9 protein-coding genes are annotated in these 12,607 nt (G+C 71.3%); 4 read left to right on the top strand and 5 right to left on the bottom strand.

The features are described 5' to 3' along the window. Positions 1-245: 245 nt before the first annotated feature. From ACWCXX_RS19785 to ACWCXX_RS19795, 3 genes are all read left to right on the top strand, one after another. Positions 246-857: a TetR/AcrR family transcriptional regulator gene (locus ACWCXX_RS19785; RefSeq protein ID WP_451128894.1), complete on the top strand. Its 612-nt coding sequence runs from the start codon at positions 246-248 to the stop codon at positions 855-857. A gap of 561 nt (positions 858-1,418) precedes the next feature. After that, entirely contained in the window at positions 1,419-4,049 is a 2,631-nt protein-coding gene (locus tag ACWCXX_RS19790; RefSeq protein ID WP_451128896.1) for an SdrD B-like domain-containing protein, read from the top strand. Between the two features lie 111 nt (positions 4,050-4,160). After that, a complete protein-coding gene (locus tag ACWCXX_RS19795; protein WP_451128898.1) occupies positions 4,161-4,988 on the top strand; it encodes a hypothetical protein in 828 nt (275 codons plus the stop codon). A gap of 180 nt (positions 4,989-5,168) precedes the next feature. Here the strand turns inward: ACWCXX_RS19795 and ACWCXX_RS19800 are convergent, their stop codons facing one another. After that, a complete protein-coding gene (locus ACWCXX_RS19800; RefSeq protein WP_451128900.1) occupies positions 5,169-6,272 on the bottom strand; it encodes a Dyp-type peroxidase in 1,104 nt (367 codons plus the stop codon). Positions 6,273-6,387: 115 nt separating this feature from the next. Here ACWCXX_RS19800 and ACWCXX_RS19805 point away from each other — a divergent pair, with 115 nt between their 5' ends. Beyond that, positions 6,388-7,713, top strand: a complete 1,326-nt coding sequence (locus tag ACWCXX_RS19805; RefSeq protein ID WP_451128902.1) for a right-handed parallel beta-helix repeat-containing protein — start codon at positions 6,388-6,390, stop codon at positions 7,711-7,713. A 172-nt stretch (positions 7,714-7,885) separates the two neighbouring features. Here the strand turns inward: ACWCXX_RS19805 and ACWCXX_RS19810 are convergent, their stop codons facing one another. The 4 genes from ACWCXX_RS19810 to ACWCXX_RS19825 all read right to left on the bottom strand — a co-directional run bounded on the left by ACWCXX_RS19810 (position 7,886) and on the right by ACWCXX_RS19825 (position 12,604). Then, complete coding sequence (locus tag ACWCXX_RS19810; RefSeq protein WP_451128904.1) at positions 7,886-8,998, bottom strand: M23 family peptidase; 1,113 nt, start codon at positions 8,996-8,998, stop codon at positions 7,886-7,888. A 99-nt stretch (positions 8,999-9,097) separates the two neighbouring features. After that, entirely contained in the window at positions 9,098-9,877 is a 780-nt protein-coding gene (locus ACWCXX_RS19815) for a D-Ala-D-Ala carboxypeptidase family metallohydrolase (protein WP_451128906.1), read from the bottom strand. 241 nt (positions 9,878-10,118) lie between these two features. Beyond that, positions 10,119-11,582: a carboxylesterase/lipase family protein gene (locus ACWCXX_RS19820; protein WP_451128908.1), complete on the bottom strand. Its 1,464-nt coding sequence runs from the start codon at positions 11,580-11,582 to the stop codon at positions 10,119-10,121. Then, positions 11,579-12,604 carry an alpha/beta fold hydrolase gene (locus ACWCXX_RS19825; protein ID WP_451128910.1) on the bottom strand — a complete coding sequence of 342 codons (1,026 nt, stop codon included), beginning with the start codon at positions 12,602-12,604 and terminating at the stop codon, positions 11,579-11,581. Before ACWCXX_RS19825 ends, ACWCXX_RS19820 begins: the two co-directional genes overlap by 4 nt. Positions 12,605-12,607 lie beyond the last annotated feature (3 nt).

Genomic DNA, 12,607 nt, shown 5'->3' on the forward strand with positions numbered 1-12,607 from the left:
CGTAGGGGAGCTGTGCGGCCACCCCCACGGTGCCCTGGTAGTGGGGGGGGCCCCCCCCCCCCGGCCCCCCCCCCCGGGCGGGGTCGAGTCGTTGCTCCCGGATCTCGCCGAGAAGCAGGTGCGGATCGGCCGGGTTGACCGCGGCAAAGCCGGGGCGGGTGGCGGTGGAAGGCGTCATGGCGAGGATTCAGGAATGCGATCGCCCGCACGCCGATAGCGTACGATCGTTTGCTAAAATTTCGGGCATGGCAGGACGTGCATCGGCTCAGGCAGCGCTCGAAACCCGGCGATCGGTACTGCGCGCCGCCGCCGAAATCGCTTCCGTGGAGGGCCTGGACAGCGTCACCATCGGCCGGCTCGCGGACCGGCTGGGGATGAGCAAGGCGGGCGTGATCGGCCAGTTCCGCAGCAAGGAGAAGCTGCAACTGGAGACGGTGAACCTGGCCCTGGAGAATGTCCGCACCCGGGTCTGGCAACCGGTGCGCCATCTCGATGCGGGGCTGCCGCGGCTGCTGGCCGTCTGCGCGTCCTGGGTGCGCTACGCCGCCGATCCCGGCTACTCCGGTGGCTGCCTGCTCACCCAGATCACCTACGACTACGACGGTCGCACCGGCGCCGTGCACGACCGGATCGCCGAGGGTCGCGCCCGCTGGCGGGACACCCTTCGCCATGACATCGACACCGCCGTCGCCGCCGGGGGCCTCCCGTCCGGGACGGACGCACCCCAGGTCGTCTACGGACTGGAGTCCCTGGCCGCCGGCATCACCCCGGCCAGGCTCCTTCACCGCGACAGCCGGACGGAGGACTGGGCGTTGCGCGGTATGCACACCATCCTGGGCGTCCCCGCGCCGGGCTGATCCCCGGGTTCGCGCCCGGCTCGCCGCCCTTCGTCGGCGGCCGGCCGCGCACACGCAGCCCGAAAACCCGCGCGACCCGCGGGCCCCGGCCGGCGGGTGGTCTCCTCGGTGGCGGGGTGGCCGGTGACCCAATGGACGATCGTCCCGAGAGGGTCCGTCCTCGGATTGTCCCCCGGTCGGAGACGCCGGGTCACCGCGGCCCACGTCCTCCCCGGACAGTTCAGGTGACGTGTGCGCTGCACGGTCATCGACAACCCGGCATGGAATTCTCCTGAAAGGGTGCCGCACGAGGGCGAGTTCACCATTTCGTCACGATCTTGCGCAACTTCCCTCTAGGATCACCGACAATGCGGTTCTCCGTATTTCTATGTACTCCCTCATGAGCAGGGCTGCAGGCCCTCCGAACGCTGAGAGCAGGGGATGACATCCACACATGAACAAGTGAAGGGAGCCGCGCCCGAGCCGCGTCGGCGACGACCGGGTTTACTCGGCCGTCGCACCGTCGGCTGTCTGGTCGTGCTCGCTTCGGGAATCGGTAGTGGCTGGTTAGCCGGGGCGCCCGTGGCGCACTCGCAGGAGAAGGACGGATCGGTGACGGTCCGGGTGATCCGGGCCGTGGACACCAGCGGTGTGTGGACGCCCGCGCTGGAACCGGGCATGGCGGGCATCAGGGTGACCCTCACCGACGACGCCGGGGCGGGCATCGAGGGTGTCACGGCAGCCGACGGCACCGTGACACTGACCCCGTCGGCGGGCAGGACCACCGGCGGCAAGTACCGGGTGCAGGTGGTGAATCCGAAGCCCGGTGTGCTGTTCCCTGCCTTCGCCTCGCGCCGGGGACTGGACGGTGCGCCCAACCAGTTGAGCAGCAACGAGGAGTTCGTCGACCTCTCCGACGGGAAGAGCGTGACGTACACCACCGGACTGTGGAGTCCGGGTGACTACTGCCAGAAGAACGCACCTCTGATGACGTCCTGTCAGCCCGCCACGCGCGAGGGCGGGACTCAGCGCACGTTGGTCTCCTTCCCGTACGACGCACGCGGCCAGGACGGCGTCGACGTCAACGTCACGAACATCGCCACCAACGCCGAGACCGGCACGCTCTTCGGCATCGCGTGGAACAAGGCCGACAAGCGGGTGTTCTCCTCGGCGCTGGCCAAGCGCACCACGGACTACGGTCCGGGTGGCGCCGGGGGGATCTACGTGACCGACCCCGCGCAGAAGAAGACCACCCTGTTCACCGTCGTCCCGGGCGCGGGGACAACGGCGCACGGCTCGGGCACCGACGACGCCTTCCTCGCCGTGCCCGGCAAGGAGAGTCTGGGCGGCATCAAGATCACCGATGACGGCAAGGACCTGTTCGTCGTCAACCTCAACAACCGCAAGCTCTACCGCTATGACGCCACGGTGACGACCGCAGCGGCACCGAAGACCGTCTCCGACATCCCGGACCCGGGCTGTCCGGCGGCGGTGGACTGGCGCCCGTTCGGCCTCGGCCTGCATGACGGCGTCGGTTACGTGGGCGGGGTGTGCTCCGGCGAGTCCACCGGGAAGCTCTCGGACCTGCGCGCGGTGGTCATGCCCTTCGACCTCGCCACCGGAGCGTTCCAGAAGCCGGTGCTGGACCAGCCGCTGGACTATCCGCGCCAGTCCACGGTCGGCGGTGGCCCGTGCGACGGCGCGGGGTGGTTCCCGTGGACGAGCACCTACCCGGTCTCGCAGAACGGCCGTCCGTGTGGTAACTCCACCATCGCCAACCCCGAACCGCAGTTGGGCGAGATCGGCTTCGAGTCCGACGGCTCGATGCTGCTGGCCTTCCGCGACCGCTTCGGCGACCGCGCGCCAGCCGGTCCCACGCCGAACTCCGCCGCCATCGTCATGTCGGGCGGTGACCTGAACAAGGCATGCCCGGCGGACGGCATGTATGTGATGGACACCAACAACGGCTGCGGGCTCTCCCCCCGGGGCACCCGTTTCTTCGACACCAGCTGGGGTGGTCACCGCAACACGGCGTTCGCCGGCATGGCGCTCTCCAAGGTCGAGAACACCATCGCGACCTCCGCTTTCGACCCCAACCACACCGCCCTCGGGTACGGCACGTCGTTCCTCCAGCGCGACGGCACGCAGGATCCGAAGTTCGGCCTGCGCCTCAACCCGCCGGGCGCCGTAGCCCCGTTCGGCAAGGGGGCCTCGATGGGCGACCTGGAGGTGCTCTGCGACCAGGCCCCGCTCCAGATCGGCAACCGGGTCTGGTACGACCCCGAGCGCAAGGGCATCCAGAGGCCGGGCCAACGCCCGGTCGTGGGCGCGACCGTCAACCTGTACGACGAGTCGGGCAAGCTCGTGGGGACGACCGAGACGACGGCGCGTGGCGAGTACTACTTCGACGACTCCAATGTCACCGGTGGCCTCCAGCCGAGGACCAAGTACACCATCCGCCTCGACAAACCGGCCGACTATGCCAAGGGCGGTCCGCTCCACCAGTGGGTGCCCACGGACGCGGATGTCGGCGACAACCACTTCATCGACTCCAAGGGCATCGTCCCACGCGACGCGAAGTTCCCGGAGCGGGCGCTGACCACCGGCGGGCCGGGAGAGAACGACCACACCTACGACTTCGGCTTCCGGCAACAGGAGGGGGTGCTGCGCCTGGTCAAGCACGACCAGGACGGCAAACCGCTGGCTCGGGCGAAGTTCCAGCTGTGGAAGGAGACGAACGGCTCCGACGGCCTGCAGACCACCGGGGCGGAGCCGGACACACGAGTCGGCAAGCCCTGCACGACCGCGACCGACGGCATCTGCAAGGGCGCCGGCGAAGCGGGGACCTACTACTGGCAGGAGGTCAGCCCGCCCGAAGGGTACGCCGTCCCCGACGAGCCGGTATTCGGGCCGCTGGTGCTGACCTCCGACAATCTCGACGACGGGGTCTCGGTGACAGCGGTCAACCGACGGCTTCCCGCCACCGAGCCGACGCCGAAACCGACGACGCCGGTACCGGGCACACCGGGTAAACCGGGTTCGCCGGGGGCTCCGGGCGCTCCGGGCGCTCCGGGCCACGCATCCAACTCGGGCCTGGCGTCCACCGGCACGAGCCAGATGGTTCCGCTGGCCCTGGCCGGCTGCGCCGCGCTCACGGTCCTCGGTGCGGCCCTGGTCGTACTGATGCGCAGGCGAAGGGCACAGCACCGCTAGAGCGGGGCGACCGGCACCGGTGACCGTCCGGGCCGGCTCGGGCGGGTTCGCGGACCAGCGGTTCGCGGACCCGCCCTCCTGTGTGACCGACCGATGAGAGAAGGCGACTGCATGGCGCGGAAGAGAAAGACCGGCGGCCGTACGCCGCATCGGACCCTCTGGTTCAGAACCCTGATCGCGATCGCGGCGTGTGGCGCCGCAGCGGGCGGCCTGGCCGCCTACCGGACCCTCTCCGAGGATCCCGCCGAGCGGCCGGTGACGATGGATGAGGCATCCAGGCTGGGTCTGTCGCGGCTGAACCTGTACCAGGCCAGTCCGGTGGCGGTCACCCTCACCGCCACCGAGGGCGGCGGAGTGGTGGTGCGGGTCGAGGGCGTGGTGGACTACCGAACCCACCGGGCTGTGGGAACTTACCGGGTCACCGGGTCCACCGGGTCCTCCGGAACTTCCGGGCCCGCCGCCGGGCGGCTCGACCACGGCCTGATCGTCTGGGACGCCGGCGGCCTCGGCCTGGCACCCGCGCCGAAGGGCAACAGCAGTCCGCCCTGGCAGCAGGCAGAGCACATCCCGCGCTCGGGCTGGTCCGCGCGCTCCTACACGGCCGATCCCCTGGACGCCGGGCTCCGGTTGCTGATCGGGCTCGGCGCGGACCGCCCCGACAACCCGCTGTTGCTCGCACAGTCCGGGGCTCGCTGGCTGGAACGTGTTCGCATCGACGGCCGCAGCTACGACCGGTTCGCCGGGCCGCGTGCCCAGGACGCCACGCCCGGGGCGGGGCCCGAGGGCGGACGGTCGCCGCTGACGTACTGGGTCGACGGTGACGGCGGCCTGCGGCGGGTGACGATGCGGATGCCGGGCCTGGGGACCCCGACCACTGTGGAGTTCTCCGGGCGCGAAAGCAGCGCGAAGCTCCCCGAGACGCCGTGGGGCACCGGCTGACGCCGCCGTTCCCGTGCCCCCGGCTTCCGCGGTTGCCGACGACCGTCTTCGACCCGCTCCTCGGGGCGGCGCGGTGCACGGGCCGAGCCCACCGGAGCATCGTGTTCGTGCGGGTGCGGCACGGAGTCCGCGTCCGTCGAGAGCGGGCACCGCGGCCGAGGGGGCGAACTCCGTTGCCGGTCAGCGCAGTTGGTCACCCAGGGAGCCACCGGGGGCCGGGGCGGGGAGTACGTGACCCACGAAGGAGGCCCGGTGCTCGATGAAGGCGTTCATCGCGTCAGCGGCGTCCAGCCGCTCCTGAACCCGTACGAACAGGGCCGGGTCGCGCATGTAGGCGAGGAAGAGCAGGCCCTGGTCACCGGCGCCGTCGTCGTAGGAGTAGCCCCGGCGCAGCATCCGGGCGCCGCCGTCGAGGCGCGAGTGGGCCAGGCGGACGTGGGCATCGGCCGGGATGTCGTAACGGCCCTGCGGGGACTTGGCGTACAGGTCCACCGGGTCGTGCTCGTGCCGACCGCCCAGGGGCGCTCCGCCGGCGCGGTGGCGTCCGACGATCTGCTCCTGCCGGGTCACGGGCAGGGCGTCGAACGCGTCGACGGCCATGTGGATGCGCCGGTAGACGAGATAGGTGCTGCCATCGCCGTGCCACACCCAACGGGCGAGTTCGTCCGTCCGGGGGTTCTCCGTGCCGTCCTTGAAGCCGAAGAGGTTGCGCGGGGTCTCCCTCGCGGCGTGGGGCGGCAGGAACCCGGACTGCCGCCAGCGCGTGGCCAGGACACCGGTGGCACGTGCGGTGAGTCGGGCGGCGGCACGGTCGCAGGCCGACGCGCTCCGGCCGCAGAGCTGGACCAGGATGTCGCCGCCGCCGAGGCGGGCCTCGAGGCGGTCGCGCGGGAAGGGCGGCAGGTCCTTGAGCCGGGGCGGAGCGGTCAGGCCCAGCTTGCGGTGGAGGGCGGGGCCGGTGGCCACGGTCGGTGTCACGTCCGGGGCAGGACGGGCCCACCAGTCGGACAGGACGCCCCGGACGGCCGCAGCGGTCGGCCGGGCGGGCGACAGGTCGTAGGCGAGCAGCAGCACATGGGCGGGTTGCGGAGTGGCGATGCCCTGCTGGGTACGGACGACCGGGCGGCTCCCGTTTCCGGAGGCGCCGGGGCCCGTGGGGTTCGTGGAGGCTTCGGGGCTCGCAGTGCGGGTGGAGTCCGTGGCGGAGGAGGTGCCGCAGGCGGTGGCCGCGGCGATCGGGGCGACCAGCAGCGTACGGCGGCGGGGCGAGGGCAGGGCGGTCACCAGGACTCCAGGGCAGAGACGCGGAAACGCAGGGCGCGGTGAGGACGGAACGCGCACAGTATCCACCGGATGGCGAGGCGTAATGATACACCTTTCCATCATGAGATCCCTTGTTATGAAATCCCGCACAAGCTACCGGAGTTCACGAACCTTACGGATCGCCGCGTCGGCCGCGGCGGCGCTCCTGGCACTGTCCGGATGCGGTTCCACCGGTACCGACAGCAAGCAGGGGCTGTCCGGGCCGCCAACCGTACTGCGGGTGCCCGACCGGTACTCGTCCATCCAGCAGGCCGTCGACATCGCCCGCCCGGGGGACGTCGTACTGGTCGCACCAGGCGTGTACCACGAGAGCGTGACCGTGCGCCGGCCCCGCGTGGTGCTGCGCGGCGCCGACCGCGACAGGACCGTCGTGGACGGGGAGTTCCGGCGCCCCAACGGAATCACCGTCACCGGCGCGGAGTCGGTGGTGGAGAACCTGACCGTCCGCAACCACCTGGCGAACGGCGTGTTGTTCACCGGCGTCACCGACGAACGTCTGCAGGGCTCGGGTGCGGGCGGCAGTGCGGGCTACGACCCGCTGGACACCGTCAAGTTCCCGCCGCTGAAAGGCTTCAGGGCCTCCTATGTAACCGCGTACAACAACGCCCTGTACGGCATCTACGCCTTTGACGCACGCAGTGGCGTCATCGAACACTCCTACGCCTCCGGGCAGTCCGACTCGGGGATCTACGTCGGACAGTGCGACCCGTGCGACACCGTGGTGCGGCACAACACGCTGGAACACAACGCCATCGGCATCGAGGTCACCAACGCCTCGCGCGACCTGTACTTCCTCGCCAACACGGCGCGCCGCAACCGGGTCGGCCTGACCCTCAACTCCAACAACCTGGAGGCCCTCGGCCCCCAGCACGAGGCCGTGGTCATCGGCAACACCGTCACCGGCAACAATGACGATCGCAGCCCCGAGCAGGCCGACGGAGGCTTCGGGATCGGCATCGGGATCGGCGGCGGCACCCGTAACCGCATCGAGCGCAACCGCATCGACGACCACCGCGTGGCCGCGTTCGTGCTGCGAGACATCCAGGGCTATCCCGTGCGGGGCAACAGCATCCGGGGCAACGCCGTCGGCGGCGGCACCGCGTTCGTCCTCGCCGCCGCCCGCACCGGGGGCAACTGCTTCACCGGCGGCGGCTCCGCCCCCACCAGCCCGCAGCCGCTGCCGTCCGCCGTGACCTCCTGCCCGGGACGTGACATCCCACTGTCCGCTCCGGGCACCACCACGCCGGTGGCGGCCCCGCCCGGTGTGTCGTTCAAAAAGGTCGCCGCGCCACCACCGCAGCGGCAGATGCCGGGTGCGCGGACCGCCGCGGCACGGCCCGCCACGGGGCTGCCCGGCCCGGTCGACCTGGCGCGCTACCGGCTTCCGGCGCTGGACCACTGAGCGTTGTTCCACCTGAATTCGCTGGCCATGGGGTTGGCGCGAGCGGAGTCGGCGCAAGCGGGGCCGGCGACCGTCCTCGGCTCGATCACCCGGTGAAGCCTCGACCACATGACTCCGCACCCGGCATTGGGGCCGGGTGCGGAGTCGCAGAGCGGTTGTCAGCCGGCGCTTGTCAGCTGGTGCGGTTGTAGATCGCCGTGCCGGGGCAGGCGGTGACGCCGGAGCGGGTGGCGCAGCCGGTGTACTGGCTGGAGCCGTTCCACCAGGTCCAGCCGCCGATGGTGCGGCCGTTCAGCCAGGTGTACTGGCCGTTGTAGTTGGCGTCGTAGGTGCGCAGGCTCCAGTGCACGTGGGCTCCGGTCGCGGAACCGCCTGCGCAGGTGTCGGTGCCGATGTTGCCGAGCAGGGCGCTGCGGGCGATCGAAGTCCCGTTGTAGTAGGTGGTGTTCCACATGTGGTAGTAGTCCGTCGAGAAGCCGCCCGGGTGGATCACCCGGGTCCAGCCGCCGCCGGCGCCGCACATCGAGGTCGCGGTGCCTTCGCGGGAGGAGCGGACCCGGCCGCTGGCGTTGCCGCCGGCGAAGTCGAGGCTGCTCCAGTAGCCGGTCGAGCCGCTGCTGGAGTGCGCGCCGCCGGTGAGGGTCATGTAGTAGTCGGGCATCCAGGGCAGCAGCAGTCCGTTGGTGTTGGCCAGGGCCCCCACGGTCCCTGTCGTCGAGGTCTGCTTCTGCACCGTCGCCTTGCGCTGGGCGTATGCGGTCATGGTCTGCCGCTCGGTCTTGCCGACCAGCGGGGACTTCGCCACGTGTTCGGCGAATTGGTCGTCGCCTTCGAGGCCGGAGACCCAGCGCCCGTCCTTGCGGTGGGCGATGTAGAGCCAGCCCTCCGGCTCGCCGTGGTGCGTGCGCGGCGCCTCGACGTACGCGACGCCACGGGCCCAGTCGCGCGAGACGGTGCGGACGTCGACGACCACCTTGCGGCCCTCGGCGGCGAGCTTGCCGACGGCGGCCTTCGGGGCGAGGCCCTTGGCGTCGTGGGACCGGGAGAGGACGTCGGTGGAGACGGCGTCTATCAACGCTTTGCGGCCGGTGCCGAGGCGGTCGGCGACCGTGTCCGGCATCTTCACGGTGACACCGGAGGACGACGACTGGGCGGCGACCACCGGGGTCGCGGCCGGGGTCGCGGCCGGTTCCTGGGAGACCGCCGTCGCCGAGGGCGCGGCGGCGAGCAGCCCGGTGACGGCGAGGGCGGCGAGGGTGGTCCTCACGGGCAGTTTGGAAAACACGGGAGATATCCCTTCTGTGCGAGAGGGCCTGCCTGGCGGACAGGCGGAGAGGGCGTGGCGGATGCGGGCGGTGGCTGCGTCGAGCCGGGGTGGGTGGGGTCAGAGGCCGCAGCTGGGGGCCGACCAGTACCGGCCGGTGCCGCCCGCGACGTGAACGTGGTCGTCGTGGCCGGGGTAGCCCGGTCCCAGGATCTGGGTGAAGCCGTGTTCGCGGGCCTCGAAGGCCAGGGCGCAGAAGCCCTGGGAACCGGCGCTCATGTCGGCGGCGAGGCCGTACATGTGGAGGCTGTCGGAGGCGCCGCCGACGGCGTCGTTGCAGGCGTGGTCGCGGAAGCCGTCGTTGATGCCGATCGGCCGGTCGCCCATCGCGTGCCGCAGGGCCTGCAGTTTCCACATGGTGACCAGGACGTTGGCCTGGACCGTGGCGGCGTCGACCTGGCCGCCCGACCAGTCGGTGCCGCACTGGTTGAGTTCCGACCAGTCGAAGTTGGCCGGGGAGCAGTCGCCCTTCTGGAGTTCGTAGATCTTGCCGAAGGTGAGAGGGCCCGCGATGCCGTCGGCCTCCAGGCCGTACGCCGCCTGGAAGCGTTGTACCGCGGCCCTGGTGGCCGGGCCGAACTCTCCGTCGATGGCGAGTTCGCCGCCGAACCCGGGGTAGCCCGCGACCCTGATCTGGAGCTGCCGTACGTCCTCCCCGGACGCCCCCTCGCTCAGGGACCGGTTCCAGGTGTAGCAGGCACTGGCGGGCGTGACACCGGCGGACGCCGAGGCGGGGGCGAGGGACGGGGCGGGGCTCGCGGACGCGGACGCGGGCGCGGCGAAGAGCAGGCTGACGCCGGTCAGGGCGGATGCGAGTAACAGGGATGAACGCGATGTCATGGGGGGAGCCTCTGTTCGGACGACGACACGGTCAGGGGCGCAGCCTCGCGAGTCGGCCGAACCGTTGTCAATGTCCAGTCAAAAAATGGCGTGGCCGGAAGCTGCCAAGCCATCCCGTGAGCGGCTCTGCCGGGCCTCCGGGTGCGGATCCGAGCCATCCGTCCGGGGGCCCCGGCGGCGAAGTTGGCGCTTGAACAATGCAAGGAGTGTGGGGAGCGACGGCGGGACGGAAGGGGTGCGCTCAGCGCACGCCCTCCCACAGGAGCCGTTCCTGCGCGCGCGGGTCGGTGACCGGGGTGGCCTCGGGTGCGGTGGCGAAGGTCATCGTGGTGCGGGTCGTGGTGTCGTACGCCTCCCAGCCGGGGTCCCCCGTCTTCGCGAAGGAGACCCACGCCCCGTGCATGGCGTCCGCGAGGGCCTGGGGCGGGTGGGCGCCGAGCATCGGTGCGTAGGAGGGGTCGTGGAGGCGGTCGAAGACGAAGGGGAGTTCCAGGGCGTGGCAGGCGCCGAGGGCTCCGTCGAACCGGGGGGAGCGCCAGGCGAATTCGTACAGGTACGAGCCGGGGACGGATTCGGCGAGGCGGATGGCGGGGATGCGGTAGAACCAGTCGGTCGCCACCGCGGCGAGGAGTTCGCCCGGCGTGGTGTCGGGGCGGGTCGCCCGGTAGACCGGGAGGGCCGTGGCCGGATCGAGGCCGTAGGCCGCGGTCATGGCGCGGAGTGCGGATTCGGGCAGGGTGTGAAGGCGCTCCGTCGGGACCAGGAAGAGGCGGTACTCTTCCGTGTTGCTGCCGATCAGGAGGTCGACGTCGCAGTCGGGGCCGGGCAGGACGAATGCGGGCTGCACCGGCTCGAAGGGCATGATGTTCAGTACTGCCTCGCCCCAACGGGCCGGGTCCGGGCGGGCGTTCACCTCTGCGCGCAGTTCCGCCTGGGCCGGGAGGAGTTCCGGCAGGGGGACGGCCGCGAAAGCCTCCGGGGTGGGCTCGATGCCCAGTTTCTCCGCCAGGTGGGCCGCTATCAGCGCGGCCGACGACGGGCGCAGGAAGTGGTGGCAGGCCCCGCTCTGCAGGATCGCCCTCCGGAACAGGCCCCGGGCCGCTTCGGTGTTCAGAAGGGTGCCGATGCTCATGGCGCCCGCCGACTCGCCGAAGACCGTCACCCGGTCCGGGTCGCCGCCGAAGGAGGCGATGTTGTCCCGGATCCACCGGAGGGCGGCGATCTGGTCGAGCAGGCCCCGGTTGTCGGGGCGGCCGGGGAGGCGCAGGAAACCGTCCGCGCCCAGACGGTAGTTGAGCGTGACGCAGACGACGCCGTCGCGGGCGAAGGTGCCTCCGTCGTACGCGGGCGTCGAGCCGGAGCCGTTGGTGAACGCCCCTCCGTGCAGCCACACCATCACGGGCAGGCCGGCACCCGGCTCCGGGGCCGGGGCCGGGGTCCAGACGTTGAGGTTCAGACAGTCCTCCCCCTCGATGACGGTTTCCGGGATGAGGGCGTCGAAGGGCGGTGCGTAGGGAGCGTGCGGTGGTGTCGGGCCGTGGGTCGTGGCGTCGCGCACCCCCGTCCAGGGCTCGGCCGGGGAGGGTTCCCGAAACCGCCGCGCGCCGAAGGGCGGGGCGGCGTACGGGATGCCGAGGAAGGACGTCACTCCGTCGGAGGAGGTGCGGCCGCGGACCGCCCCCTGCCGGGTACCGCACACCGTCATGCCGACAGGACCTCCAGCAGTGCCTCGCGGAATGCTTCGGGGCGTTCGAGGTGCACCGCGTGCCCGGCGTCGGCCACCGCGACCTCCCGCACCGTGCCGCCCGCCGCCGCGTAACGGTCCAGGACGTGACGCGTCTGCGCCACCATCGGCTGCGCCGGTGTGCCGTCCCATCCCGGCACCGCACCGACCGCGCCCAGGTGGGCCAGGTCGAACATCGAGGTGTCCGAGACGATGACGTCGTCCTCGCCCCGTATCCACAGCACCGGCGGCTTGTGGCCGATCAGGTGCAGGTCGTCGATGCGGAAGTGGGTGGGGGCGAGGCAGTTGAGCACGCCGCGCGTGCCGGGTGCGATTCCGGGCCAGTGGGCGGATGTCCCGCTGTCGCCCGGGTAGTGGTCGTCGCCGGTGCGCGTGGTGAGCATGGACTCGACGTACTCGTCCTCGTGTTCGGGGCGCAGCGGGGGTTTGACGTAGCAGGCGGCCAGGACGGAGCGCGGCGAGAACGTGGAATCCTCGCTCCGGTCGCCCTGGGCGAGCAGCCGCACGAACTCGGGGTTGGCCGTGCCGCCGCCCGATCCGGCCCCGTCCTCGGAGTTGAGGGTTCCGTCCACTCCGCTGGTACCGCCGAAGCCGTAGGGGGAGACGGGGTTGACCAGGGTCAGGGAACGCACCCGGTCCGGGCGGTCGCGCAGATACTGCATGACCACGCCGCCGCCCATGGACCAGCCGACCAGATGGACCCGGTCCACCCGGAGTGCTGTGAGCAGCGCGTCGAGGTCGTCGGCGTAGTCCCGCAGGCCCCGGGTGGCGTCGACGGGCAGCGGGTCGGTGCCGCCGAAGCCGCGCAGGTCGACGGCGATGGGGCGGTAGCGGTCCGGCAGTCCGCCCAGGGCGGTGTGCCAGAACGCGGAGGAGGAGACGTTGCCGTGGACGAAGACGACGGCTTCGCCCTCGTCCCTCGCTTCGGTGATCTGCTGGGTCAGCCGGTCGGTGGCGACGCGGCGGGTGCGGAGCGTGGTCATGTG

Source organism: Streptomyces sp. NPDC001732 (assembly GCF_053596315.1).

What these genes read in the sequence shown, in the direction of transcription:
- ACWCXX_RS19785 (WP_451128894.1), top strand. Translation starts at nt 246, where the DNA reads ATGGCAGGACGTGCATCGGCTCAGGCAGCGCTCGAAACCCGGCGATCG.
- ACWCXX_RS19795 (WP_451128898.1), top strand. Translation starts at nt 4,161, where the DNA reads ATGGCGCGGAAGAGAAAGACCGGCGGCCGTACGCCGCATCGGACCCTC.
- ACWCXX_RS19805 (WP_451128902.1), top strand. Translation starts at nt 6,388, where the DNA reads ATGAAATCCCGCACAAGCTACCGGAGTTCACGAACCTTACGGATCGCC.
- ACWCXX_RS19815 (WP_451128906.1), bottom strand. Translation starts at nt 9,877, where the DNA reads ATGACATCGCGTTCATCCCTGTTACTCGCATCCGCCCTGACCGGCGTC.
- ACWCXX_RS19820 (WP_451128908.1), bottom strand. Translation starts at nt 11,582, where the DNA reads ATGACGGTGTGCGGTACCCGGCAGGGGGCGGTCCGCGGCCGCACCTCC.
- ACWCXX_RS19825 (WP_451128910.1), bottom strand. Translation starts at nt 12,604, where the DNA reads ATGACCACGCTCCGCACCCGCCGCGTCGCCACCGACCGGCTGACCCAG.